Genomic DNA, 25,377 nt, shown 5'->3' with positions numbered 1-25,377 from the left:
CCGGGGCAGCGGAAACCGGCGCCACGGCTAGACGTTCGGCACGCGCAGCTTGTCCCAGCTGGTCTTGCCGGGGATGCCGTCCGCGTCATCGCCGGAGTAGCCCAGTTTGCGCTGCCAGGCCGCGTAGGACTTGCGGTCCGCCTCGGTCCAGTCGGGGCTCGGGCCCTCCTCGTAGCGTCCGCAGCCCTCGGCCACCAGCCGCTTGCCCATCGCCGTGATGATCTTGCTCACCCGGCCGGAGCGGAAGAAGTCGGCGCCCGGGAACGGCTCATAGGTCGCCGGCGGCTTGGGGGCCGGGCCGTCCGGCTTGGCGCCGAGCCGCTTGGCGATGCGGCCGCGCATGGAGTCCATCGTGAAGCCACGCGGGTCGATCTTGCCCGGCTGCCACTCCAGATGGCCGATCACCGACCGCTGGGTCCAGCCGTGGGCGCGGCAGATGGCCGCGGACACCTTCTCGATCGCCAGCTTCTGCGCCTCCGGCCACGGGTCCTCGCCATCGCCGAGGTTGATGCACTCGAAGCCGTAGAAGTGGCGGTTGCCGTCGGTGTCGGCCTCGTTGTCGGGCGGCAGCGCGGATTCGTCGACGACGGCTCTGAGCACGTCGCTGTCGCCGAGCCCCGCGTGGTTGGCCCGGCCGTGGCCGACCATGTGGACCGCGCCGGCCTTGTCGATGACACCGTGGCACAGCGGCCCCGGCAGTGCGGAGTGCCCCTCGTAGCACAGCTCCACGGAGGAGTCCGTGCCCTTGGTGACGGTGTGGTGGATCATCACCCCGTTGACCGGGCCCCAGGGGCCCTTGGAGTTGCGGTTGTGAGTGCGCCAGTCGCGGTACTCATGGACTTCCAGTCCCTCGTCGCGAAGCGCCTTGAGCAGACGGTCGGCGGTGAGCGGCGTGGCCATGGATGCTCCTTAGGGATTCGGCATGGTGATGTACGGATGCCACGGTCACGGAACTCAATGGGCTCCGGGCCGGGCCTACGCTTCCGGTTCGGCGTCCTTCCCGGCCCTGGTCTCGGCATCCGCCTCGGCCTCCGCCGCGAGCGCCTGCGCGTCCGCGGCCGGGGCGGGCGTGGCCAGCGGCCCGAACACCATCCGCAGATCCAGCTCCGCCTGTTCGGCCGTCACCCACGCCAGCGGGGCGTAGTGCACCTGGATCCCGGCCGGGGCCTGGAGCAGCGGAGTGCGGGCCGCGTTCACCGGCCACTCCACGGTGCCGGTGGCGGTGCGGGCCGGGATCAGCCAGTGGTCCCCGGAGCGGTAGGCGCCGTCGGGGGCGAAGTACACCTCGACACCGTCCTCCAGCGGCAGCCAGCGGCCCTCCTCGACCTTGAGCGCCCCGCGCTTCAGCCGCGCGGCCGCGCCCTTGCGCGGGCGCCGGGCGCTCTCCCGGTGGTCCCAGCGGCGCAGGAACGGCCGCAGCTCCGGGCGGCGTCCGACGCCCGGCTCCGGCTCACCGGACAGCCGCACCCGCCGCCCCGGCAGGTCGACCTCCTCCACCCGCAGCAGCGGCAGCGGTTCACCCCGGCTGGTGTAGGCGGTGTCCACGAACTCCACCAGGTCCCCGACGCCCAGATCCAGCTTGTCGTCGCCGCCCAGTGACGCCAACTCCACCCAGGTACCGTCGAGTTCATCGACCGGGAAGACCACCGAGCCGTTCTCCCGGGACCATTTGAAGGTCGCCTCCTTCGCCGTACCGCCGTCGTGGATCTCCACCCGGTACAGCTGGTTCTCCGGGCCCCGGTAGCGGGCGTCCGGCCGCACCAGACAGGGGTCCTCATCCGCGTGTTCCGGCCGCTCGCCGCGGGCCGCCAGCCGGGACCCGGGCGCCGACGCCTTCCGCGCCCACGCCTCGAACGCCTTGCCGACCTGGTCCTTGTTCGCCCCTTCCGGGTTCTCCAGCTCCAGGGCCGAGCCCTCCAGCGGCAGCACCTGCCAGACCACCTTGACCCGCGCCGCCGTGTCCGGCATGGCCGAGCCGAGGGCCACCTCGCGCAGCGCCGGGTCCTCGGCGGCGGTGACCGACCGCTCCCACACCTTGAGGCAGACCAGGAACGGCCGCTGCTCCGGCAGCCGGTCGCCCGGCCGCTCCGGGTCCCGGTAGGCGTCGGGCTGGTCCCAGTAGGTCCAGGTGGCGGGCGGCTCGTCCGGCTCGGGCGCGTCGGCCTCGCCCTCCTTGGCGGTGGCCCCGTCCGTCGCCTCGTCGTCGACCGGCACCCCGGGCAGCGGCCGGGTCGCGTCGCACAGAATGCCGTCGACGTAGTAGCGGCCGCCCTCGATGATCAGGTCGTCCAGATCGCGGCTGCCGCCCTTGAAGGTGATGTGGAATCCGGCGTCCACGGACGGGCCGCCGTGCTGGCCGATCAGGTCGGCGGCCAGCGTACGGGCCTGGTGGAGCTGGATCGCGGTCTGCTCGTTGGCGTCGGCGTCGAGCTGTACGCGACCCTGCTGGGCGACGACGGCGGAGTAGCGCCGGTCGGGCCGGAAGGTGAGACGGGAGAGATCGGCGTGCATGGAAGGGGTCCCCCTCGGAAGGTTCGGAAGTCTGGCGGGCGGGGGCCCGGACGAGCGGGCCGGGGCGTCGGGTCATGTCACGGCGATGACTCCCGCGTCCGTGCCCGCCGGGGCGTACTCCGCGAGCCGCGCCCGCAGGCTGTCCTCGCGCTGCGGCTGGTACAGGTCGTGGAAGGCGCCCATCTCGGCGCCGTCCTCGGCGCCCCGGCGGATCTCCTGCGCGCAGCCGGCCGCCAACAGCCCGTACACCGGTGTGCCGTACCGCTCGCCGCCGAACAGCGGCCGCACCCGCCACGCCTCCTCGGCCCCCACCAGATCCGGCTGGCAGCGGTAGCGGCGCGGGGTGCGCGAGCCCGGCGGCACATAGCTGAATCGCAGGCATCCGACACCGCGCCGGGCCACGTGCATCCGCCCGGTGAAAAGGCTGTTCTCGCCGATCTGGACGGCGTGGGTGTGCACTTCGCCGATGACGGTGGTGCGGTGGGCGTGGAGTACGGCGTGGGCGTGGCGGCAGTCCGGGGCGGACAGCGCCGGGCGGTCGTGTCCGGTGGCGTCCACGATGGAGTCGCGGATGTGGAGGGCGAGCGGGTCGGTGTGCACCTCCTCGCCGATGACCTCGATGGTGCCGAGGATGCTGCGCTCGATCTGGACGCATGCGGTGGTGCGTTCCAGGACCAGGCTGGGCTCGTCGGGCGAGCGCGGCTCGCACTCCGGCTCCAGGGACCAGCCGGGGACGAGGGTGCAGTGGCGCAGCACGACGGCGCCGACCGGCCCGGTGACATTGAGGCCGCGCCCCGCGATCAGCAGCCCGTCCAGGACGATGCGCGGCGCCTGGCCACCGGTGTGCCCGGCCTCCTCCCGAGCCCGGATGTTGAGCGCGTCGGGGCGGTTGCTGTACCAGTCCAGCAGCCGGATCACCGGCCGGGTGCCCTCGGCGGCACGCAGTTCGAGGCGGTCGCCCGGGTCCAGGTCGAAGTCCAGCTGCTCCTGGTAGGCGCCGCTGTGGGTGATCTCGATGATGCCCTCGGGGCCGCATCGCCCGCCCCGCCGGTCGTGCTGCCACTGCCGGTAGGCGTCCATGATCCGCTGATGGGCGCAGCCCGGCCCGACCCGGTAGACCTCCGCAGCGGGGGAGGTCTCGCGGTCGTCCCGCTCGTACTCCCCGCCGCCCATGTCGTCGGGGTACGCGTAGTGGTAGGTGACCCAGACGCCGTGGCGCGGCGCGGCGCGCGAGCCGAAGGCGATCCGGCCGCGCTCGGGGTCGATGACCACTTGGCCGCGCTTCGCCCGGTAGCGCCAGTCGGTCAGATCGGCCACCACGATGTCCGACGGCGGTACGGGCTCATCGTGGCCGTCGCGCCAGACGGTGAAGCTCTTGCCAGGTCCGTAGTAGTCGAGGAGATGGTCCGCGAGCTGCCGGCGGCCGATGTACGCGGGCACATTGTCGAGGGCGGCGATGTGCGTGGCGGACGGCTCTGGTTCGGGCCGGGTCACCAGCGGGGTGTCATTGCCGAGGATCGAGAAGGTGTAGAGGTTGCGGGCCCGGTCGATGCAGTACGCGGGCGCCTTGGTCACGTGGTACGGCTTCAGCCGCCAGACGAACAGCCCGACCCCGGCCGGGGTGTGGCCGCCCTGCCTGCGGCGGGAGTCCGCGCGCCGTACGTCCACCGAGCGCGCCACCGTCCCGAACGGCCCGCCCGCCAGGTCCAGCGCCGCCCCGTCCCGCAGATCGGCGAGCCGGCCCCGGGAGAGCCTGCGTACATCCGCCGCGGCGCCACCCGTCCCGCCGTACAGCTTGACCGGCTGCTGGTGCGCGGTGAGGCGGGAGAACTCCACGGCACGGGCGGGCCATCCGGCCACCGACGCGGAGAGCTCCTCCAACAGCGCGAGCGTGCCCTTGCGCCGCCGGTTGGCCACGGTGGCGGCGACGTCGCGGCGCGGCGCCAGTGCCTCGGCCAGCCGCGCCCGGGACGCGTCCGGCGGCCCGCCGTCGCGCAGTCCGGTGGCCAGGACCCGTTCGTAGCCGGGCAGCGGGCGGTAGCCCACCAGATCGCCGAGGTAGGGCAGCACCCATGCGGTGGCGGTCTCCACGAACCAGTCGTCGTACTGTCGCTCGGCCCCGTCGCGTACGCGATCGACCTGCTCGGCGATCACGGCGAGCAGGGCGCGCAGGGGCTCGCCCGCCTCGGCGTCCCTGAGGCGATGCCACTGCGGAAGCAGCTCGGCGAGCCCGTCCGGCTCCCTGCTCATGAGGTGACCTCCGTAAGGATCAGCGTGTCCGGGACATCGGGCGAGAGCAGCGCGAGCCGCGCCGGGCGGATGCCACGGAAGACGGACACCGAGCGACCCTCGGCGAGCCGGCGGGTGTCGGTGATGTCGGGGTTGAGGCGCAGCAGTTCGGCGAGCGGGATGCCGTGGCGCCCGGCGATGTCGGTGAGCGTCTCGCCGTCCGTGGCGGTGACCCGGTAGGTGTCCTCGGCGTACTCGGCGGGCCGGGCGGGGACCACGGCGCCGGGCTCGGTGAGCCGGCCGGCCAGGTCGGCCAGCTCCTGCGGGGTGCTGGAGGCCGGGACGCCGGTGAAGGCGTCCACGTCCACATAGTCCACCCCGGGCACCGACTGGGCGGTGGCCAGGACCTCGGAGAGCACGGCGGGCTGCCCCAACTCCCGGCCCGGATATCCGAGTTCGCGCAGCAGTGCCTGGCGCAGCCGGGGTTCGACCAGCTCCCAGGAGTGGTCCGGCGCCACCTTCACCCGCGCCACCAGCACCAGCAGGACGAGCTCGCGCACATCCACCCGGACCGGCAGCCGGGTGTCCCCGTAGTCGGCCAGCGAGGTGCGCAGGGCGCGCAGTACCTCCGCGTCCTCGCCGATCGGCGCGTCGTCCACCCCGGCCACGGTGACATGGAGCACCTTGCGCCGCCCGTCGAACAGTTCACGGGCCAGGGCCCGGCCGATGCCCGCGCGGGATCGGGCGAAGTCCTCGTAGTCCTGGAGGGAGACCAGCCGGTCGAGCGCGGAGACCGCGAGCGGGATGGTGCGGCGGGTCATCCCCGGGCCGTCGCCGTCCGCGCCACCGGTGGCGGGCTGCGGGTTGGTGACGGCGGTGACGCCGAGCGGCCGGGTCAGGGCCTGGGTGATGCGGTCCGCGGAGACGTTGGCGGCCTTGCCGGTGCCGAAGCGGTAGCGGGCCCGTACGTTCTCGTGGCCGCTGGGCAGCCTGGCCCCGTGCACCCCGTCGCCGAAGGTCACCGTGGTCCTCCCGTCGCCGGTGGTCCCGGTGACGTAGACGCGCTCGTACGGTCCGCGGCCGGCGAGGCTGTCCACCCGGTGCCACAACAGCCCGTCGACCCGTATGTCGAGGGCGGGGGTGGCGCCCAGCGGGTTGTCCGCGGGGAGCCAGGTCAGTGGCGACTGCCACAGCGCGAAGGTCTGGTTGGCCAGCGCGGGATCGCCGCTGCCGATGGGCTCGTCACGGCTCTCGCCATGGGTGGCGGGCACCACGTTGCCCTGGACGCGGACCGTCTCCCGGCGGTAGCGGTAGGCCAGGTCGGCGGTGAGGGTCAGGGTGGTGTGGACGTGGTCGCCGGGCAGGTCGGGGTCGACGCGCTGGTCCACGGCGGCGATCACCGCCAGCTCCGTGCCCCGAACCCCCGTCGGGCCGCCCGGTCCGGCCGGACCCGGGATGTCGGTGCGCTCACCGGAGACGACGATCCGGCGGCCCGGCCGCAGCCCGTCGTACAGCTCGGCGAGCTCGATCTCGTTGCCGTGCACATCCTCGCCCAGCGGCTCGTCCGCCGGGCGCAGCGGCTCACCGCCCGCGTGCACGGTGGTGTCGCGAATCGCCGAGAGCAGCACATCGTGTTCGTCGAGCCATGGGTCGGCGAGCGTGAGCTGGGTGCCGCGACCGGTGATGCCGTAGTTGGTGTACGCGGCGGTGCGCACGGCGACGACGCGGGTGGTGACGCGGGCCAGCTTCTCGTCGCCCGGGATGCCGTCCGGCTCACCGGAGCCCTTGCGGGGGCGCTCGATGGCCACCCAGCTACCGACGGTGAGGGAATTCTGGACCGAATCCAGCGGCAGGACATAGCGGTTGGCGGGCTCCGGCACGGTCGCGATGCCGATCTCCACGGCCGGGGGCTCGCTGCCGGGAGTGAACCGCAGCGTCAGTTCGTAGGTCCCGTAGGGGATCTGCTTCGGGGGTTCGCCACGGCTCAGCATCCACTGCTGGGTCTCCCCGTTGTCCACGACCACATGCACCCGGCCGTCCTCGGCGGGCCGGGACACGAAGAGGGTGAGCGGGGGCAGTCCGGGCAGCAGGGTGGCGGTGACACCGGGCTCCTGCGAGTCGGTGGGCCGGCTCCTGAGCCAGCCCAGGTCATGGTCCTGGCCGAGGCGGGTGGACAGCTGGACCTTCCCCGGGCCGAGGTCGAACTCGGCGCTCTGCGGCAGGTTCTCGGTGCGCTGCCACGACGTCCCGGTCTCGATGTGCTGGAACTCCGCCTTCACCGGCACCTTGCCCGCCGTGTCGTACACGATCCGTACGGCGGTCAGCTCACCGCCGGTCAGCGGCCAGTCGGTCTGCCGGATGACCCGGCCCCGGTCGTCCTGCACCGGCTTGAGCGGCGCCATCGCCCCGAAGGGCGCGGCCGTCACCCGCATCGCCAGCAGCTCGCGCAGCAGCGGGACGGTCCCCGGCGGGGCGGTGGCGGCCGGGGCGGCCCGCCGCCACGCCGCGTACATGCCGTGGGCCACCCTCGGGTCGAGGGCGGAGAGCAGTCCGGCGGCCAGGTCGGAGCCCGGCCCGAAGAGCCGCCGCGGATCGTGCGCAGCGGTGGAGCGGGCGCCGGACGGGGGCCGTACGACGCGGGTGCGCAGGGCGGGGAGGACGGCGCCGAGCGCGCGGACGGCGGCGGAGCCGTGGGCGGCGGCGGGGGGCCCGGTGGCGCTGTCGGCCGCGGGCCGGTCCTCGGCGAGCTGGGACCTCAGCCGCACCTCAGCGGGCCCGGAGGAGTCCAACTCATTTGCCCGTTCGCGCAGTAGGCCGATCACCGCCTCCAGCCGTTCGAACCAGGCGGCGACCTCCTCGTACGGGGCGGCCAGCACCTGCGCCTCCGCCAGCCGGGCATGCGGTTCGGCGAGCCGCCGGGCGAGCTGCGCGGGCGTGGTGATCCCGTCCAGGTCGGCTCGCAACGGGGCCAGCACCTGCGCGTCGAACTCCTCGATCAGACGGCTGACGGGACGCGGATCGGGGTGGTCCGGCGCGGGCTCGGCGTCCCCCCAATCGTCCGGGTCCTCGCCCGCCTCCGGGTCGGTGACCCACCGGCGTACCTCGTCCACCAGCTCCTTGAGGGACGGCGGGGCGGACTCCGGCAGCCCGATCGCGGTCACGTCCTCGTCGCGGTCGACGGTCACGCGCGCGACGGGCAGCAGCAACCTCCCCCAGCTACCGCTGGGAGGTGCCCCCTGACCGCCACTCCCTGACTCCGCCGTCCCGCCGAAGACGAAGAGCAGCTTGTCGCCGACGGTCAGCCCGAGCGAGGTCCCCGAGACCAGCAGTTCCGACCTTCGCCGAAGGTCGTCGGGGCCGATCAGGGCCGGGCGACGGCGGCGCACCGCCAGTTCGTTCCAGGCCCAGCGGGCGGCCAGGTCCTCACTCGTCTCGAAGGTCTGCGACTCCTCGTCGGAGGCCGCCGGGACGCTGTGGCTGATGGCCCCGCGCGGAATCGTCACCACCACGTCCTCGGCGCGCGGATCCCGGTCCAGGGTGTACGCGAGGTGGGTGTCGGCGGCCACGCCCGGCCGTGGCACATGCCCGACCAGCCGCCCCAGGAGGGCGAGCGAGCGGTGGTCGTGGGCGGTGCGCAGATAGCCCTCGTCGGCGATCCGCTCGGAGTGGAAGGTGAGCAGGTCGCCCAGGACCGCCCAGGCGTCCAGCAGCCCGATGGCCGGGTCGTCCGGGGTGCGTACGGTCAGGCCGCGCAGCGCGGGGTAGGCGGGCGAGGCGAGCCGGTCTAGCATCGCGGCCAGGAAGGAGCCGTAGTCGCCGACGCGATAGTCCAGGGCGGTGCGGCCGGGCGGGTTGTGCGGGGCGCCGGGAGCCCGGCGCTCGTCGTGGCCGCCGCAACCGCAGCCGCAGCCACCGGAGTTGACGTGGTCGGGGTGGTCGCTCATCGGGCCCCCTTCAGCTCGATGACCAGGCGGCCGTTCTCGGGCCGGTCGGGGTCGTTGTCGCATTGGGCGATCTCCAGGGGGCCGAGGCGCAGGATGCCGTCCTCCAGCGCCTCGCCGTGCGATGTCTCGTACGAGGTGCCGTCGTCGGGTCCCTTCGGTCCCTCCAGCCCCTCGTGCCACAGCCGTCGCAGCCGGGTGACCTCGACGCTCAGCACGCCCGGCACCGCCGCGGCGACGGCCACCAGCCGGCTGAGCCGCACCGGTTCGCCGAAGGTCAGGGCGTCGGGGTGGAAGAAGCCGAGCCGCCCGCCGGAGAACCGGCGGCTGCCCAGCGCTCGGTACAGCTCGGCGAGGATCTGCCCGTGCTGGTGCCCGGGCGCGGCACACACGGCGAGCGCGATGTCCAACGGCACGGCGCGGGCCGGGCCGACCACCAGGTCGTGTCCGATCCGGCGGTAGCCCTCCAGGGCGTGCGTGACCGAGTCGAGGAGGGCGCAGGGCGGCGACCCGGTCCCGTACGCGTCGATGGCGATGTGTGCCTCCTGCACGCTGCCGGTCCAGCGGATCTCCGCCGCCGCGCGCCGCACACCGGGCAGCCCGGAGGCGAGCGCCGCGTAGTCCTCGGCGGTGATGGCCCGGTGCCGGGTGCGCTTCAGGTCGAGCGGGGCGAGCTGGCGGACCTGCTCGACCGGCTCGGGCTCGGTGCCGCCGACGGCGGGCAGCGGATTGCGCACCCCGGCCACGGGCAGGGGCCGCCCGGTGTCAGCCTTTCCCGGGCGTTCCGGATCCCGGCACAGCACCAGGTGGTTGATGGCCTCGGGGCCGATGTTGCCCGCCGTGCCGCCGCCGACCCGGTAGTGGACGGCGAGGCGCGCCCCGGGCGCCGGTTCGGCGCCGTACCGGCCGTCGCCGAAGCGCAGCGCGATGCGGCCGTCGTCCTCCAGCTCCCCGACGACGTGGCGGTCCCGGGGGCGGGAGCCCAGCAGGTCGCGGCGCGGTGTCCAGGTCTCGCCGTCGGCTTCGATCCGTACGGCGGGGAGCGCGGCCCGTGGATCCTGGACGAGGGCGGCGGCCGGCCCGTGCAGCACCGGGTCCTCGGGGCGCAGCCCGGCCGCGTAGGTCCGGCCCCAACTGTGCGCGATCTCCCAGGCGACGCGCCCGTCCAGGACGGTGCCCGCCCGGGCCCTGGCGGTCAGTGCGCCAAGGCGCGTCAGCTTGGCTTCGAGCAGCCGCTCGCAGCGGTGCAGCAGCTCGCGCAGCGCGCGGACGGGGTGGCGGGCCAGTTGGAGGCGGTCCAGGACGCGCAGCCCGAACAGGACGGTGAGCTCGGCGATCTCCTCGTCCGAGAGCCCGTCGCGGTCGCGGGCGCTGCGCCACAGCTCGGTCAGCCGCTGTCGCACCCGTCCCGGGATGGCGGCCAGGTGCTCGGCCTGCCCGGCGGCGATATGGCGCGGATCGGGGAAGGGCACGGCCTGGGTGACGGGCGCCTGGTGCAGTACGGGCCGGAAGCGCGGCGCGATCCGCGGGTAGACGGACTGGGCGAGCAGCGTCCGCAGGGCCTCGGCCTGGGCGTACGCGGTGCCGGGCACGACCTTCTCGCGCCGCTGCCCGGCCGACTCCAGACCGATCCCGGCCCGGCCGGTGGCCTCGAGGCCGACGGTGGTGAACAGCTCCCGTACGTCGTCGGCGGTCAGCGGCCGTCCATGGCGGGCCCGGTCCAGCAGGGAGTCGATGAGCCGTGCGGGCGCGTTGCCGGCGTCCTTGTCGAAGCAGCCGAAGGCGGGCGGCTCGCATGAGCCGACGACGGCGGGGACCGGCGGCACGGTGAAGGTTTCCGGTGTGCCGCAGCAGAAGGTCAGCGAGCGCCCGTGGTCGACGAGCACCACATTGCCGCGCGCCACGCTGACGTCCTCGATGGGCGCGCAGTCCGTACCGCCCCGGGTGGCCAGGCACAGTGGGAAGGCCAGTGCGTCCTCCCGCGCCCAGGTGACCTCCAGCACCGGCTGTTCGGCGAGCCGGTCGACGGCGGGGGTGACGGAGGTGAGGCGCACGGCCTGCCGGTGCGACGGGTCGGCGTCGCCGGGCGTCCCGGAGCGCGGCCCCCGCACCTCCTCGAAGAGCAGCAGATCGCCCGGTCGCAGATCGATCGCGCGGGTTTCGCACTTCTCGTCGGCCCATGCGTCGCGCAGCGTGGCGGAGGTGGCGCCGACGGGCAGCGAGCAGACCTCGCCGCCCCAGGTCCACAGGCGGATGCGGTGGTGTTCCGGCCGCAGGTGGAGGGGTTGATCGGTGACGACGGGCTCGAACACCTCCACCGACCCGCGCTCGTCGAGCACGGCCAGCTCCCGGTCGTCGAGCACCGCCCCGATGTCCGGCCGGTCGAGCGGGCCGAGGGTGCGGACGTCGACGGCGGCGAAGCGGTACTCCCCCGGGCCCAGGGTCAGCGGCTCGACCGTCTCCACGGTGACGAAGGCGCGGGCGTTGCAGCCGTCGTGCATCGCGTAGTCGATGAGCCGTACGTGGCGGCGTACGGACACCCGGCGGCGGGCGGTGTCGAGATACGCCTCGGTGGCGACCGCGTCCTGCTGGTAGCTGATCTGGTCGGCGGTGTAGGCGAGCAGCTCGACCAGGGTGGTGCCGAGGTCGGCGGTGTTGCGCTCGACCCAGTCGGGGGTGGTGAGGCGGAGCCGGTCCAGGACGACCTGGCGGAGGGTGTCGTAGTCGCGGGCGGTGTAGTCGATGACGGGGGCGGGCCCGGTCCGGAAGGTGGCGGGGAGGTCGTCGCCGTCTTCCTTGCAGTCGAAGGGGGTGGGGCAGTCGGGCCGGAAGGTGAACTCGGCGGAGAAATACCGCTGGTCGAAGCCGGGGAACGGCTCGGTGCCGGGCCGCCCGTAGGGATCGGTGTCCACGATGGAGAGCCGGTAGGCGGAGGTGTCCCCGGCCCGGTCGACGGTGACGTACAGCTTGTCGTCGAGCTCCGGGTCCTCCTCGCGCTCGACGGAGATCTCGAGGACCTCGATGCCGGTGATCCGGCGGCCGCCGTCGATGCGTACGTTCTCCGGACACAGGCCGTGCGGGGCCTTGCCGAGGAAGGTGACGGTGAGGGTGGTGCCCTGTTCCGTGCTGTCCCCGACCTCGACGGCGTCGACCCCGCCCAGCTGGGCTGCCCTGATGAGGTCGCGCCGTGACCCGGCGGTCTGCTGGCTCACGCGGATCCCCTCCCCTCGAACACCTCGTCGCGCAGACTGGCGGTGGCGCGCACCACATACCGCAGATGGACACGCACGACGTTCTCCTCGCTGACCACGTCCAGGGACTCCACCTCGATCAGCTCGCCGAGCCGTCGCTGCAGCGACGCCTGGACGGACAGCTCGACGGCGGAGGCCAGTTCGGGGCTGTTGGGCGTGAAGACGAGGTCGAGGAGGCCGCATCCGAAGTCGGGCCGCATGACGCGCTCGCCGGGGCTGGTGAAGAGCAACTGCTCGATCAGATCGCGTATGTGGTCGTCGTGGTCCGCGTGCGCGGTGCGCCCGCGCCGGTCGATCCGGAACGGAAAGGCGATGTCGGTCCGTACCGTGCGGGTCCTGCCGGTCCGTGTCCTCATCCGCACCTCACCCCCTGCCGCGCGGCGGAGACGACCGGTGGCCCCTGTGGCACGAGCCCCGCGCTGAAGCACTGTGCCGAGGAGGTGTCGAGCAGTACGGGCACGCCGTCGATCAGGACCGTGTCGCGGTCCGGAGTCCACCGGACGGTGGTGCACGGCAGCGGGACGCGGTCGACGGTGTGCGGGCAGCCTACGACCGTGAAGACGTCGTCGGCGGATGGCATGGGCTGCCCGTCGAGCCGCACACCGGACGACGGAACGGATGCCGCCCGTACGCGTCCGCCGTGCGGGCAACTGATCACGGCGGTATGGCTGACGAGATTGCCGGAATTCCCGGACACGTCCCTTGTCCCTCCCCGTTCTCGTGCGCTGGCTGGTTATCGCTTCCTGGGCACGGTCAACCGGCCCTCGTTCAGATCGACTTGATCTCCGACCAGGGAGACCGACGCCCCCTGGCCGTTGTTGATATGCACTCCGGTCGCGTCGATCTTGACGAACGCGCCACCGGGCGCCTGCAGCACAATGCCTTCGGCCGGAACGTCGGACATCACGATCTTGTGCTTCCCCGGTGTCTGGATCACCACGGGGTGCGCGGTCGCCGGATCGGTCCGCGCGTCCTCCGGGAGCTGCTCCCTGGCCCCGAACCAGCACCCCGTCCAGATGGGGAAGCTGGGGTCCCCCTGCTCGAACTCCACCCACACCCCGGCGCCGACGGACGGCACGACATACTGCCCCGCGGGCCGTAGCTGGTCCCCCGTGAAGGGAAAGCAGGGCATGGCCCAGGTCGACGGCTCATCGCCGAGGACATCGGGCACCTCGACGGTGATCCGGCCTATTCCGAGCGGGTCCTGGTTGTCCCGCACCCGGCCCCGGAATTTCCCGAGGTAGCGGTTGTTGGGCGTGGCCGCCATAGGGGCTCCTGATTCTTGTCCTTGGGGTCCTTAGGGCCGAACGGTGTCGCTCCGGGCGATCAGCCCTTCGCGGGTGAGCGTGAAGTTCTGCTGGAAGGAGCCGGGCCGGAGATGGTGGGTGACGGACTTGACGTAGTACTCGCCGTCGTAGGTGGCACCGGCGCCCCGGACGCCGACGAGCTGGCGCGGCTGGAGGATGTACCCGTGCCGATTGACGTCCAGCGAGCCGGAACCGGAGATGGCGTCGGCAGAGACGGCGGCTCGCGCAAGAGCCTCGGCCTCGGCCTGCGCCCGGTCCTTCTTGGCCGTGCCGGAGAGCGTCTTGCGCTTGAGGGCAGGGGTGGCTCGTTTGCCCAGCGGTGGGCGGAGCGGGCTGATGTCGGGCTGGGCGAGGAGGGTGGAGGTGCGGGTGGCCGGGTCCTGCCAGCGGGCCTGGGGCTCCTCGCGCGCGGTCCCGTCGTAGGCGAACGTCAGCTGGTCGACGGTGGAGTTGACGTCCATGTTGACGCTGAGGGCGTGCTGGGGTGTCCCGATGCGCTTCTCGGGCCCCAGTAGGCGGTGGAGACCCCGGCGACGGGCCCGGGGATGAGGTAGAAGACATAGCCGTTGGCCTGCGCGAGGTCGGTGACGTACTGCAGGTCGGTGCCGGTCTGGTAGTCGACGCGGCGTTGCGCGTTGGGCGGCTGGAGGATCTTCTCCTCGATGACGTCCGCCTCGATCCCGTAGTCGGTGTACTTCGAGAGGATGCGGGTGACGCGCTTGAAGGGCGGGAGGTTGGGATAGCGGTCGGTCCGCTCCTCGAGGTCCATGAGGAGGGTGAGGTCTTCGCCGGTGACGGTGAGGGTCGTCTGCCCGGGCTGATTGCTGGCCCCCACCTCGTGGCGCACGATGAGCCCGTCGAGGAGGACGATCGGCGTGCCCTTGACGGCGGCCGTGACGACCACGCGGGTGCGGGGGTCGAAGAACCCCTCGGGGAGCAGCCGATCGATGATCGCGCCCTTTTTGGTGAGATCGAACGCCATCTGGAAGCCGCTGCGTTCGCCCGCGGTGGTGGTGATCTGCGCGGACAGCAACGCCTCGGTGACCTCGGGGGGCACGGGGCGGGTGAGCTTGGGCCCCATCCGTAATTCGAGGTGAATGGGCCCCTGCCCGACGGGCTCATCGGCCACGCATCCCACCCCCTGGCCCGCTTCCGGGGAACCCGTTCGGGATCTCGATCTCCTCGCCCGGCTCGGCGGTCAGCTCGCGAGGGTCGAGGACGGGGTTGGCGTCGGCGATCCGCCACCAGGCGGCAGGGTCGCCGAAGTAGCGCTGACCGAGGTGGTCGGGGCGCTCGCCGCTGCTGACGGTGTGGGTGGTCTCGGCGTCCTCGGGGGAAACGCCGAGGGGCGGCAGCAGCCGCCGCTTGACGTACCGGACGGGGGTGCCGTCGGGCTGGGTGTGGATCCCGATCTCGGCGTCGTGGTAGCGGCTGGAGCGGGGGTAGGGGTGCGCCCCCGGAATCGCGTCGAGCGCGCTTTCGTACGGCTGTGGCTCTGTCATCTGCTAAACCCTCCCCAGCCCGATGTCCCCGCTGTTCAACCCCAACGCACTGAGCGCTCCCCCACGCGCCGCCGCGGCGAGCCGCTCCTTCTGCGCGAGATGCGCGAGGTAGAGCTCGGCGCCGCGGTGGCCGGCGGGGAGGTCGCTGACGGTGAGCACCTTCAGCCCGATGCTGAGGGAGGCGCGGATGGGGTTGAGGTTGACGTCGAATGCCGATTCGTTGATGGAGAGTTCCGTGATCCGGACCGGCATGACCCGCTTGCTCCCCCAGGTGAAGAGGGTCAACGGCATCTCGATCGGGCTGATCTCGATGGTCCCCTTCTTGGACAGCCGCATGGCCTCCCGCAATTTTGCGGTGGTCGGCTGCACGAGCATTTCGAGCGTCGCGAGCTGCGGGTGTATCCCGTCGGGCGCGGCCACCTCGAACTGATCGGTCGCGTCGATCTCCGCCGTGAACTTCCACGTCTCCTGGGCGGGGCCCTTGAGCCGGAGCGCCTCGTTCTTGTCCCCGCTTCCGCTGCCACCTCCGCCGCTGTCGGCTTGGTCGCCGGCGGATTGGGGGAGAGGGAGCGTTCGAGGGTATCGGGGTTGAACTGGAGGATGATGATGCGTTGGGGGGTGCCGCGGTCGGGGTCGACGAGGACTATTCCGGAGCGGATGGGTTTGGGGATGTCGGGGTAGCGGGTCACAGGCGGGCCTCCAGCCGGACGCGCAGGTCGGAGTAGTCGTGGTTCGGGAAGATCTGCGGGAAGAGGCTCAGCATTCCTTCGAGATAATCAACTGTGTCCGAGAAGCCGTCGGCCAGTGAGATATCCGTGTACAGATACTGCCACCCGTATGTCCCTTTGGTGAGAAGCAGCGCGTCCAGGTATTCGCTGTATGTGATGTCCATCTGGATGAACCCCCCGGGGTACGGGGGAGCACCTATGGCTGCAATATCGCTGTACCAGATCTCTAATGGACTGGTGCCGGGCTTGAGTCGCAGATACGTGAGCATACCGGCTCCGGAGCGGGGCGTCTGGTCCATGACGCGCAGTTCGGAGAGAAACGTTCGCTGAAACTCGGTCTCCACCGGGTCAGCGGGACCTGCCGGCTGGCTCAGAATGTCATGAATGGAGCGAAGGAAGAATTCGCCGCGGATCTCGGGAGGTTCGGATTCGATGAGACGGTCAGCCTCTACGTCCTCGCTCACATCGTCGTAGTCCTCTCCGGTCATGGTTGACCAGCAGGCACCTAATTCGGTGAACCTCAGACCGCGCGAAACGATGTCGCCGTCCAGCTGGACACCTCTCCATTTCTCGTTGAAGTCAGCCGGCGGAGGCAGATCCGCCAAGGGGGGAGTGAGCTGCTCCACTTCCTCGTGCTCGACGTCTATATACGGGCAGTTCACCAGCTCGCGCAGGGAGGCGAGGTGTCGCTCCTCGTTCGCGGTGAAGAGTGGCATTCTGTGCTTTCCCAATCGTTTGTGGTGGCGGTTTCACTTGAATGTGAAGTAGCCGTGCTTGAGGCGTAGTCTCAGGGCTGCCAAGAGCTCGGGGAGACCATCAAGTGGCTTTCCCCCTGCGTTTCTGTAGGCCCGCATCTTGTAACTCAGTTCATGGAAGCTCTTGAATGCCTTTGTTCCCGGTGCCGTGCTGCTGCGTTCTTCCATGAACGCGTCCATGAATGCCTTGTTCATGACTTTCTTGGCGGTGGTCGTCCTTCGGAACCTGAATGCCAATTCAACGTCGACCCGGCTTGCGGTGTTGATCGGGACCGAGGGGTCGGGCTGATGGTTGGGGTTCGGCAACGGAGGTTCATTGAAGGTGTTCAGAGCGGTGCTGGCACTGGCCGGCAGCTTCTTCCAATCGGATCGCCTTCTGCCAGTTCCTTTTACCTGTTGGTACATCCCCCACTCGACGGTGATCTCGTCGGGGAATCCCTTCGGGTAGGTGGGACCGTTCGGGTAGGAATGGGGACTCGTGCCCTCGTAGCGCTTCAGGGTCACTCTGTACCAGCCGGGGTCCGACGACTTCGGCGTCGACGACTTCGCCGATCCAAATTTCTGGGAAGGGAAAATCTCGAAGCCGTTGTAGAAGGGGCGGTTTATGGAGTTCGGGGCCGGAACGAAGTTGGATCCCTTGGCAGGCCCTCCCAGTTCTCGAGGAATCAGATGCATGCGATCCCATTGGTCGGGAGTCGTTGTCAGGCCATACCTCTCAAGATATTCCCAGCCTTCAACGTAGCTCATGTTATTGGGTTTCTGCCCGCTATACCTTGCCCACTCAGGGTTGACGTACTTCGCCTCCGTAACCCTTCCCGGCCTGCCGTAGTCCTGCGGCGCGGGAGTGATTCCCGGGTCCGGCAGCTGCTGCTTTTCAAGATACCGCATGACTTTTTTCAGGTGTCCACGGGTGACTGTCACTCCGGGGTTCAGGACAGCCTCGACGCTGAATTCTTCCCCGCCCAACGTATACAGCCTGGTAAGGCGGTGCTGACGGCGCAGATAGGCCAGGAGTTCCGTGAACGTCTGCCGATGTATTCCGGGTTCCAGTTTTCCCTCGATGATCGGGCGGATTCTGGCGACGATCAGCGCAAGTCGGGCCTGCTTTGCTGCCTCGGACTCCTCTTCCTCCTTTCTGTCCTTCTTCAGCTTGTCCTTGTCCGGCTTGGACTTGGGCCGACCCGGGCCGCTCTTGTCGGGGTGGGGCTTGCGGTTGTCGGGGCCCTTCTTGTTCGGCCGCCTGCCGGGGCCGTCCTTGTCGGGCTTGGGCTTTCGGGAGCCTGGCGTGTCGCCGTCCTTGTCCGGCTTGGGCTTCTTGCTGTCGTCTTCCTTCGGCCTGGTGGGCTTCTCGCCGTCCTTGTCGGGCTTGGGTTTCTTCGGGTCGTCCTTGTCGGGCTTGGTCGGGTCCTGGTCCTTGGGATCCTTGGTCGAGGGCTTGTCGTCGCTCTTCGGCCTGTCCTCGGGTCCCTTGTCGTCCTTGGGGTTGGGCCCCGTCTCCGGTTCGGGCTTCGGCTTTGGCGGGGGTTCCGGCTTGGGCTTGGGCTTTGCGGTGGGGGTTGGGCGGGTGTCCGGCTTGTCTTCTGTGGGGTCCTTCGGCTTGCCGTTCTTGTCCTTTGTCGTGGGGGCCGGGGTCTTCGTGTCGGACGGGCCGGGCTTGGGTTTGCCGGGGGCGTCGGGCCTCGTTGGTTTGGTCTGCGGCTGTGTTGTGGGCTTCTTGGGGTCCGGCTTCGTGCCGGGCCTTGGTTTCGTGCTGGTGGTCGGCGTCGGGCGCGTTGTGGGGGCAGTTGTCCCGGGCGGGGTCGGCTCCTGCGTCTTCTGGGGCCAGGCTTCCCGGCCCCTCGTCCGCACCGCCCTTGCCCCCCGTCCCACCCTTGCCGCCCTTGCCCTGCCCCAGCTTCGCCGCGATGTCCTTGAAGCGCCGGCCCACCTTCGCCACGTACTTGCCGATCCCCGACAGCAGCGCCTCATAGGCCAATTCGAGGAGCGCCACGATGCCCGCTGCGACCGCCTTCGCGAAGAGGATGCCCGCGCCGCCCATGCGGACGGCCTTCAGCCAGTCGAGGACCGCGCCCATCGCGCGCAGGATTTCGCCGAGCGCGCCGATGGCCGTACGGATGGCGTCGATGACTGCCATCACCCAGCCCGCCCCGGGGATCAGCTTGGCGATGACCTTGGTGATGACGATCTCGCCGATGATCAGAGGCAATTGGGGAACGATCGCCTCCCACGTCTCCTTGACGATCTGCTCCATCGTGAAGCCGCCCTTGAGCAGCTTGTCCAGGATCGCCTTCGGGACGCCGATGATTTCCTCGATCTTGGACTGGAACCAGTCCTTGACCGCCGATTTGACCTCCCTGAACAGGTGGTTCTTCGCGCCGTCCACCGCCGAGTTCTTCGCACCGCTCAGCCAGCCGCCGGGGTCGGAGAGGAAGTCGACCGCGATGAGCATGAAGTCGCCGAGCGCGCCCAGCAGCTTGGAGGCGAAGTCCAGGACCGCCTTGACCGCGTCCACGACGGCCTTGATCACGTCCTGCAGCATCTTCTTGAGGACGTCCAGGATGCTGCTCAGCAGCTTGCCGAGGGCGTCCAGCAGGTCGGTGATGGCCTGCTTGAGCATCGTGGCGAGCTTGTTGACGAGGGCGATCGCGGCGTTGATCAAGCCCGTGATGAAGTTCCGGATGCGCTTGGCCAGGTCGATGACGGCCCGCACCATCGCCTTGGCGAACTCGATCAGATCGTTGATGAAGTTCTTGATCGCGTCGACGATCGCCTTGCGGGCGTCGTTGATCCAGCGCTCGACGGTCTCCTTGAAGTTCTTGATGAAGTTGACGACCGCGTCCCGCGCCTCCCTGATGACACGGACGATCGCGTTCTTGATCTCGATGACCTTGTTCTTGATCCATTCAAAGGCTTTCGAGATCCAGTTGCCCGACTCCTGGACGCTGTCGTCGCGCTTCTTCTCGGCGTCCCGTTCGGCCTGGTCACCCTTGTCCTGGATCTTCTTGTCGCTGTCGTCCTTCTCCTTGCCGACGTCCTTGTCGGTCTGCTCTTCCTTGTCCTTGACGTCCTTGCGGATCTTCTCGTGGCGCTCGGTCTTCTTGTCACCGAGCGACTGGAGCTCCTTGTCCTGCTCCATGCGCCAGTCCTGACGCTTGGCGGTGACCTCCGTCATCGCCTTCTCGCGCTCGCTCGCCTGGCTCTTCGTATTGCCCGCGACCTCGGCGTCGACCTGCTGTTTGTGCTTTTGCTGACCGTCCCGGAAGTCGCGGTCCTTGGTCTGCCGCCCCTCGGACATGCCCTTCTGGCCGTCGGTGAACGCCGCCTGGAACTGCGGTCCGCGTTCGTGCTCGGCCACTTCCGACGCGGCCTCGGGAGGGACGGCTCCCGTCGCAGCGCCGCCGCCGGGCGCACCGCCGCCCCCGCCAGCCCCCTGCCCGGGGACCTTGGCCGCCATCTGCTCCTTGGGCGCGTCGGGATAGACCTGGTCCTCGCCCATCCCGCGGCCCGCGTCGTCGCGGCCCGTCGCCACGGTCTCCTGGCCCTTGGTGTCAACGGCGGAGCCCTGCTCACCCGCCGTCTGGTCGGCGTCGCCCCGCATCTGCACGCCCGGCGCGTTGCCCGCCTGGGCCTGCTTGAGCGCTTCGTCCTTGGTCGGCAGCCCGGCGAACTTCGCCGCCAACTCCTGCGGGTCCACTACGGGTTCGTCGGCGCCGAAGAGGCTCGCGACCCCGTTCACGATCTTGCCGCCGATGAAGCCCAGGGCCATCTTGAAGGTGTCCCAGCCGCCGGGCTCCTCGGCCTTCTCCGCCTCGATCTGCCCCTCGGGCTCCTTGGCGCCCGTGACCTCGGCATCTTCCTTCTCCGGCGCCTCGGACTTCTGGGCCGGATCCTGCGAGTACTGGGCCGCGGCGTCGGTCGCCGGCTTGCCCTGGAGGGTCTGCGGGGCGCCCGCCGGGCGCTGCATCGAGGGCGGAGCGGCGGCGAGCGCCTTGTGTTCGTCGCCGACGGTGCGGTCCACCGAGCCGCTCACACCGGTCATGGCCTGCAGCGCCACATGGGGCTTGAGCTTCGAGGCGGTGGACAGGCCCGCCTCCGGGGACACCTGGGAGAGGTTCGGGGCCGGACCGGAGTTCTTCTTCTTGCCCTTGGCCGGGGCAGACGCCTTGCCACCGCCTCCACCCCCACCGCCACCGCCACCGCCACCGCGCGGTGTCTTGGCGGACGGTGCCGACTTGGGCGCCGCGGCCTTCGCGCCCGGGGCGGCCTTTGGCGCCGGAGTCTCCTTCGGGGGCGCGGCCGTGGGCTGAGCGGTCCGCTCGGGCTCGGCGGTCTGCTCGGTTTGCGGGGCGGACGGCGCCGACTCCGCAGTCGGGGCCTCCGTACGGTCCGCCGGCGCGCTCTGCTCGCTCTGCGCCCCACTGCTCGCCCCGCCGGGCGTATCCGCGTTGGATCCGCCCGTGACCTGGGTGTCCCTGGCGGGTGAGGGGGAATCGGCGTCCGCCGTGGCTTCGCTCGTGGCCGCCGGCTTCGCGTCCGCCTTCTTCTGTTCCGCCTTGGCCGCGGGCTCCTGCGCCGCCTGACCGCCCACCGCCTGCTGGGACGCCTTGTCCTGCGCACCGCCGGACGCCTCACCCCCCGCGGAGGTGCCCTTCTCCTCCTTCGCGGCCTGTTCCGTGGCTTCGCTGCCGTCCTCCGACCTGCCCGCGGCCTCCTGCACCGTCGTCTGGGCGACGACGGGCCCGTCCTTGGGATCGGCGCCGCTCTTCGGGTCGCGTGTCACGGCCGGTCCCGGTCGGCTCTCGGCGGCCTGCTCCACGGCGAGATCGCCAAGCCCGGCGCCTGCCGCCGCCGCGCCGTCGTCCGCCTCCGCCGACGGCTCGGCGTCGGGGGCCGCGTCCACGGTGTCCTCGTCGGGTTCGGCGTCCGCCGCCTCGTCCTCGGCGTCCTCCGCGTCCCGTTCGGCGTGCACCGTGTCGGCCTTGGTCACCGGTGGGGCGGGGAATGACGGGGCGGGAGGGGCGGCGGACGAGGCGGGGTCGAGCGTGTCCGCGGTCGGTACGCCGGACACATCGAGGTCCTGCTTGGGCAGGAAGTCCTCCGGCTGGAGCTTGATCTCCCAGGCGCTCTTCTCCTCGCCCCCGACCTCGACCTCCGACTCACTGCCGGAGCCGAACGGATCCTCCTCGGCCTGCTCCTCCGGGCCGTCCAGATCCTGGGCACGCACGCCGTCGAGCGTGGAGAACGCGCCGGGCGACTGGGTGTCCTTGCCCGACACCGTCGGCGAACCGGTGGGTTTGTCCACGCCCCGCTTGTCCTGCTGCTTCAGCTGCCGGCCTGCCACGAGCGCATCGGCCGCGCCCGGACGGTTCTTGGCCGCCGACTCCTCCTTGCTCGGCGTCGCGACGCCCTGCTGCTCCTGCCCTTCCTTCCCCTCCCCCTCCTTCCCTTGCTTCCCCTTCTCGGAGCCCTCGGCCTTCTTCTCGCCACCCTGCTGCCCGCCTTCCGACTTCCCGCCCGAGGACGAGGAAGAGGACGACGACGGCTGCTGGGACGGGGGCGCGGCGGCCGGTGCCGCCGAGGCCGAACCGCCGGACTTCCCACCCGACGAAGCGCTTCCGCCCTCGCGCCCCGCGTCGGCGCCCGGCCTCTGTTCCTGGCTCCCGCCCCGGCCCTCCCCCTCGGGCGCGCCCCCACCGTTTTGCGGCGTACTGCCCGGCGCGCCCTCCTCCGCGTGCTGGTCCTTCTCCGGACCCGGCGCAGGCGCGGGGCGCTGCTCCTCCTCGCGCCGCTCCTCCGCCCTCCGTCGCTGCGTCTCGCGCTCGAACAGCAGCTCCTCGACCGAGTCCGGCTCGACGTCCGGGGCGGCCAGCGACTCCCGCTCCAGGTCGTCGTCCGCCTCGATCTCGTCGACGAAGTCGAGCACCCGCTCGTGCTCCGAGCTGAGGAGTCTGGTCTCCAGCCGGTCGAGGACGGCGTCCTGCACCTCGTCCGGCATTCGCGCCAGTTGCATACGGGTGCGCTTGGAGCGGTCCTCGGGGTCGCCGCGCAGGGAGCGGATCACGCCGTTGGCGAGGCGGTCGACCAGCGTCGCCGGGTCCAGCTTCTCCATGCGGTTACGGTCGGCGTCGACCGTGGCGTAGCGGAGCCATCCCGGGGTCGCGGACGTCTGCGGCGCCACGTCCGCTTCCGGTCGCCCACTGCGGACCAGTTCCCGCGCCGTGCCCTCCGCCTCGCGCTCCACCGCGTCTTGCGGGAGGCTCACCGCGCCCAGGTCGCGGCCCGCGCGCAGGGCGCCGAGGCCGTGGGGGTTCTGGACGGTGTGGAGCAATTCGTGGGCGAGGAGCCGTTGGCCGTCCGTCGTGCCGGGGCGGTAGATGTTCTCGCGGAAGAAGATGTCCTGGCCGACCGCCACCGCGTCCGCGCCCAGCAGTTCGGTGAGATGGCCGGCGTCACGGTCGGTGTGCAGGCGGACCTGGCCGAGGTCGTGGCCGAGCTGTTCCTCGAGGTCGCGCCGGACGCTCGGGTCGAGGGACTGTCCCGCGCCGCTGACGATGTCCTTGGGTTCGGGCGCACGGGCCCTGCCGGTCCGCTCCTTGCGCTTGCGGCGCTTGGCGGACTGGGACGCGCGGTCGTCCTGGGTGGCGGACGGTGTGTTGCTCATGTCCCCTCCCGCCCCCTTCCGGACAGGCCCGCGTGCACGGCCCGGGCCAGGGCCTCGCCCAGCCGGGCCGGGGAGGTGGTGGCGGGGAGCGGGGGCAGATCGGACAGGGCCTCGATGGCCGTGCCCTCCCCGGCCGCCGCCAGCGGTACGCCGCGCTCCCGCACCAGCCGGGCCAGCTCCGTCTGGAACGCCGCCGAGACCCGGTCCGGGTCGATCCCGGAGCCGAAGCCGGACAGCGCCAGCTCGCCGATGTCCACCCGGACCGCACGCGGTTGATCGTTCAGACCCATCCGTGGACCTCCGAGGGCGTGAGCGAACGGTCCAGCTTCTGGTACTCGGTGCGCGCCGCCGCCAGCATGTGACGCATCTGGAGGCGGTCGCCCTCCTCGGCGGCGAGGAAGGCGCCCGAGAGGGCGATGTTGCGGATCGAGCCGCCCGCCACGGTGAGTTGGGCGAGGCGCTGGGTGTCGATGTCCTTCATCGGCGCCTGGGCGGGGAGCACCCGGCGCCAGATCTCGGCGCGCTCGCTCTCGCCGGGGAAGGGGAAGTCGACGACGAAGCGGATCCGGCGCATGAAGGCCGGGTCGAGGGCCTTCTTCATGTTGGTGGTGAGAATGGCCAGGCCCCGGTACGCCTCCATGCGCATCAGCAGATAGCTGACCTCCAGGTTGGCGTATCGGTCGTGGCTGTCCTTGACCTCGCTGCGCTTGCCGAACAGCGCGTCCGCCTCGTCGAAGAGGAGCAGTGCGCCACCGCGCTCGGCGGCGTCGAAGACCTTGCGCAGGTTCTTCTCGGTCTCGCCGATGTATTTGCTGACCACCTGGGAGAGGTCGATGATGAAGAGGTCCAGGCCCAGCTCCTTGGCCATCACCTCGGCGGCGAGGGTCTTGCCGGTGCCGGAGCCGCCCGCGAACAGGGCGGTGACGCCGAGGCCCCGGCGGAGTGTCGCGGCGAAGCCCCACTCCTGGTGGACGGTGGCGCGCTGCCGCACATGGGCGACGATCTCGCGCAGGATTCGCGACTGGTGGTCGGCGAGCACCAGATCGTCCCAGGCGGCCTCGGGTTCGATCCGCCGGCCCAGCTCGTCCAGGCCGATGCGCGCCTCGATGAGCCCGGCCCGCCAGGCGAGTTCGGTGGGGTCGAGGGCGTCCGTGTCAGCGCCCGTGCCCGCGTCGGGGAAGTCACGGCGTACGGCGGCGGCCGCGGAGCGGATGACATGCGGCGGAAGCTGGAACTGGGCGACCAGCGACCGCAGATGGCTCTTCTGGATCCGCGGGATGTCGGCGAAGGCGTCCGCCCAGAGGGCGAGTTGTTCGGTGTCGTCCAGTCCGGGAACGGTGACGCGCTCACCGCGCGGGCGGCCGGTCGGGCGCGGGTCCGGGCTGGAGACGACGAGGGGCACGGCGGCGGCCTCGATGAACGCGTCAGTGGCGGCGGTCTGTTCCCGGTCCATCTCGCCGACTTCCAGCAGGAGCGCCGCGGGCAGCAGGACGGCCTCGCGCTGCCAGAGGCGGGCGAGGCGGTCGCGTTCGGCCGCGTCGGTGGGGACGTCGTCCGAGGCCATGACGTACAGGGCGAGTCCGGTGCGGCGGGCGGCCGTGGCGGCGATGTCGGTACGGGTGGTGAGGTCCCCGCCGACGAGCTCCACGCGCAGCGGGGCCTCCGGGCGGGACTCGTTCCAGCCCGCGGCCACCCGGTCCGCCGCGCGGCCGTAGGAGGGGGGCAGGGTTTGCGGGGCCTGGGCGCGGCGCAGCAGCCCGTGCAACCGGGCGTCGAGGTAGGGCGATCCGGCCAGGAAGTGCAGGATGCGCTCGTCGATCCGCAGCCGGGAGGTGGTGAGCCGGGTCTCGTCGTCGAGCTCCGTCAGCCGCCAGCGGCGGAGCGGGGACACGGGGGTGAGCGCGCTCCAGTGCGGCTCGTCGAGCGCGGCGAGGGCGAGCGAGAAGGTGGGGTACGTACGCGTCGGGTCGCCGCTGGCGGCGGCGCACCGCGCGGCGGCGGTGGGGTCCAGTTCGGCGGCCGCGGCCAGCAGGACGAGCTGGCGCTCGAAGGTGCTGAGGCCGAAGCAGGCCACGAGCGCGTCGAGGGTGGCGGGGCCGGAGATCCCCTTCGGGGTGGCGCTGTGCCCCCGGGCTCCGGTGGAGGGCGGCTGGTTGGCGGGGGTGGTGGGCCCGTCGGTGGTGGCGGCATCGCGGGGTGCGGCGGCTGCGCCGGAGGAGGCGGCGCCGGGCCGGGAGCCGTTGGAGGTGGCGCGGCGCGCGTGGGCGTCGACGCGGGCCAGCACGGCCTGGACGGCGGCGGCCAGGGCCTGCCCGTCCTCGGCCGCGATGGAGTCCCCGCCCGTGACGGAGTCCCTGCCCTCGTTGGCGCCCCCACCCGCGATGGAGTCACCGTCCGCGAGGCCGTCTCCGTCCGCGACGGCATCGGCGGCCGCCGATGCGTGGCCGTCCCGCGTACCCATGCTGTCGTCCACCCCCTTCTCCCCCATCGCG

Annotated in this window: 14 protein-coding genes and 2 pseudogenes; all 16 read right to left on the bottom strand. The window is 71.3% G+C overall.

Features of this window, described 5'->3' with window-relative positions; genetic code table 11:
- Positions 1–27 precede the first annotated feature (27 nt).
- Positions 28–900 carry a peptidoglycan-binding protein gene (locus tag BLV72_RS42405; protein WP_093469163.1) on the bottom strand — a complete coding sequence of 291 codons (873 nt, stop codon included), beginning with the start codon at positions 898–900 and terminating at the stop codon, positions 28–30.
- Between the two features lie 75 nt (positions 901–975).
- A complete protein-coding gene (locus BLV72_RS42400; RefSeq protein WP_093469161.1) occupies positions 976–2,511 on the bottom strand; it encodes a DUF6519 domain-containing protein in 1,536 nt (511 codons plus the stop codon).
- A 72-nt stretch (positions 2,512–2,583) separates the two neighbouring features.
- Positions 2,584–4,761, bottom strand: coding sequence for a hypothetical protein (locus tag BLV72_RS42395; protein ID WP_093469160.1), 2,178 nt, complete (start codon positions 4,759–4,761; stop codon positions 2,584–2,586).
- Positions 4,758–8,684 carry a putative baseplate assembly protein gene (locus tag BLV72_RS42390; RefSeq protein WP_093469158.1) on the bottom strand — a complete coding sequence of 1,309 codons (3,927 nt, stop codon included), beginning with the start codon at positions 8,682–8,684 and terminating at the stop codon, positions 4,758–4,760. The genes BLV72_RS42395 and BLV72_RS42390 overlap by 4 nt, the downstream gene beginning before the upstream one ends.
- Positions 8,681–11,893 carry a putative baseplate assembly protein gene (locus BLV72_RS42385; protein ID WP_093469157.1) on the bottom strand — a complete coding sequence of 1,071 codons (3,213 nt, stop codon included), beginning with the start codon at positions 11,891–11,893 and terminating at the stop codon, positions 8,681–8,683. Before BLV72_RS42385 ends, BLV72_RS42390 begins: the two co-directional genes overlap by 4 nt.
- The gene (locus tag BLV72_RS42380; protein WP_093469155.1) at positions 11,890–12,288 is read right to left on the bottom strand and encodes a GPW/gp25 family protein; all 399 of its coding nucleotides are present in this window, start codon (positions 12,286–12,288) and stop codon (positions 11,890–11,892) included. Before BLV72_RS42380 ends, BLV72_RS42385 begins: the two co-directional genes overlap by 4 nt.
- Complete coding sequence (locus BLV72_RS42375; RefSeq protein WP_093469153.1) at positions 12,285–12,629, bottom strand: hypothetical protein; 345 nt, start codon at positions 12,627–12,629, stop codon at positions 12,285–12,287. The genes BLV72_RS42380 and BLV72_RS42375 overlap by 4 nt, the downstream gene beginning before the upstream one ends.
- A 36-nt stretch (positions 12,630–12,665) precedes the next feature.
- A complete protein-coding gene (locus tag BLV72_RS42370) occupies positions 12,666–13,199 on the bottom strand; it encodes a phage baseplate assembly protein V (protein ID WP_093469151.1) in 534 nt (177 codons plus the stop codon).
- Positions 13,200–13,229: 30 nt separating this feature from the next.
- Positions 13,230–14,368 (bottom strand): annotated as a pseudogene (locus BLV72_RS42365) (hypothetical protein).
- Entirely contained in the window at positions 14,358–14,741 is a 384-nt protein-coding gene (locus tag BLV72_RS42360; protein ID WP_093469150.1) for a LysM peptidoglycan-binding domain-containing protein, read from the bottom strand. Before BLV72_RS42360 ends, BLV72_RS42365 begins: the two are co-directional and overlap by 11 nt.
- Before the next feature lie 3 nt (positions 14,742–14,744).
- Positions 14,745–15,430: pseudogene (locus BLV72_RS42355) on the bottom strand (hypothetical protein).
- Positions 15,427–16,185, bottom strand: a complete 759-nt coding sequence (locus BLV72_RS42350; protein WP_093469148.1) for a hypothetical protein — start codon at positions 16,183–16,185, stop codon at positions 15,427–15,429. Before BLV72_RS42350 ends, BLV72_RS42355 begins: the two are co-directional and overlap by 4 nt.
- A 33-nt stretch (positions 16,186–16,218) precedes the next feature.
- On the bottom strand, positions 16,219–17,145 hold the full coding sequence (locus tag BLV72_RS50710; RefSeq protein ID WP_244321280.1) for a hypothetical protein: 927 nt from the start codon (positions 17,143–17,145) through the stop codon (positions 16,219–16,221).
- Complete coding sequence (locus BLV72_RS42345; RefSeq protein WP_244321279.1) at positions 17,099–22,885, bottom strand: eCIS core domain-containing protein; 5,787 nt, start codon at positions 22,883–22,885, stop codon at positions 17,099–17,101. The genes BLV72_RS50710 and BLV72_RS42345 overlap by 47 nt, the downstream gene beginning before the upstream one ends.
- Positions 22,882–23,175 carry a hypothetical protein gene (locus tag BLV72_RS42340; protein WP_093469147.1) on the bottom strand — a complete coding sequence of 98 codons (294 nt, stop codon included), beginning with the start codon at positions 23,173–23,175 and terminating at the stop codon, positions 22,882–22,884. Before BLV72_RS42340 ends, BLV72_RS42345 begins: the two co-directional genes overlap by 4 nt.
- Positions 23,166–25,373: an ATP-binding protein gene (locus tag BLV72_RS42335; RefSeq protein ID WP_093469145.1), complete on the bottom strand. Its 2,208-nt coding sequence runs from the start codon at positions 25,371–25,373 to the stop codon at positions 23,166–23,168. Before BLV72_RS42335 ends, BLV72_RS42340 begins: the two co-directional genes overlap by 10 nt.
- Between the last annotated feature and the right edge of the window lie 4 nt (positions 25,374–25,377).

It is taken from the genome of Streptomyces melanosporofaciens (assembly GCF_900105695.1).
Lineage (GTDB): Bacteria > Actinomycetota > Actinomycetes > Streptomycetales > Streptomycetaceae > Streptomyces > Streptomyces antimycoticus.
Note: the sequence above shows the minus strand (reverse complement) of the source record. Positions and strands in the feature narration are given on the sequence as shown.

Bases quoted from the DNA above. Each gene is read 5' to 3' on its own strand.
- BLV72_RS42335 (WP_093469145.1), bottom strand. From the start codon at position 25,373: ATGGGGGAGAAGGGGGTGGACGACAGCATGGGTACGCGGGACGGCCAC.
- BLV72_RS42380 (WP_093469155.1), bottom strand. From the start codon at position 12,288: ATGAGGACACGGACCGGCAGGACCCGCACGGTACGGACCGACATCGCC.
- BLV72_RS42370 (WP_093469151.1), bottom strand. From the start codon at position 13,199: ATGGCGGCCACGCCCAACAACCGCTACCTCGGGAAATTCCGGGGCCGG.
- BLV72_RS42395 (WP_093469160.1), bottom strand. From the start codon at position 4,761: ATGAGCAGGGAGCCGGACGGGCTCGCCGAGCTGCTTCCGCAGTGGCAT.
- BLV72_RS42400 (WP_093469161.1), bottom strand. From the start codon at position 2,511: ATGCACGCCGATCTCTCCCGTCTCACCTTCCGGCCCGACCGGCGCTAC.
- BLV72_RS42390 (WP_093469158.1), bottom strand. From the start codon at position 8,684: ATGAGCGACCACCCCGACCACGTCAACTCCGGTGGCTGCGGCTGCGGT.
- BLV72_RS42360 (WP_093469150.1), bottom strand. From the start codon at position 14,741: ATGACAGAGCCACAGCCGTACGAAAGCGCGCTCGACGCGATTCCGGGG.
- BLV72_RS42350 (WP_093469148.1), bottom strand. From the start codon at position 16,185: ATGCCACTCTTCACCGCGAACGAGGAGCGACACCTCGCCTCCCTGCGC.
- BLV72_RS42405 (WP_093469163.1), bottom strand. From the start codon at position 900: ATGGCCACGCCGCTCACCGCCGACCGTCTGCTCAAGGCGCTTCGCGAC.
- BLV72_RS42345 (WP_244321279.1), bottom strand. From the start codon at position 22,885: ATGAGCAACACACCGTCCGCCACCCAGGACGACCGCGCGTCCCAGTCC.
- BLV72_RS42340 (WP_093469147.1), bottom strand. From the start codon at position 23,175: ATGGGTCTGAACGATCAACCGCGTGCGGTCCGGGTGGACATCGGCGAG.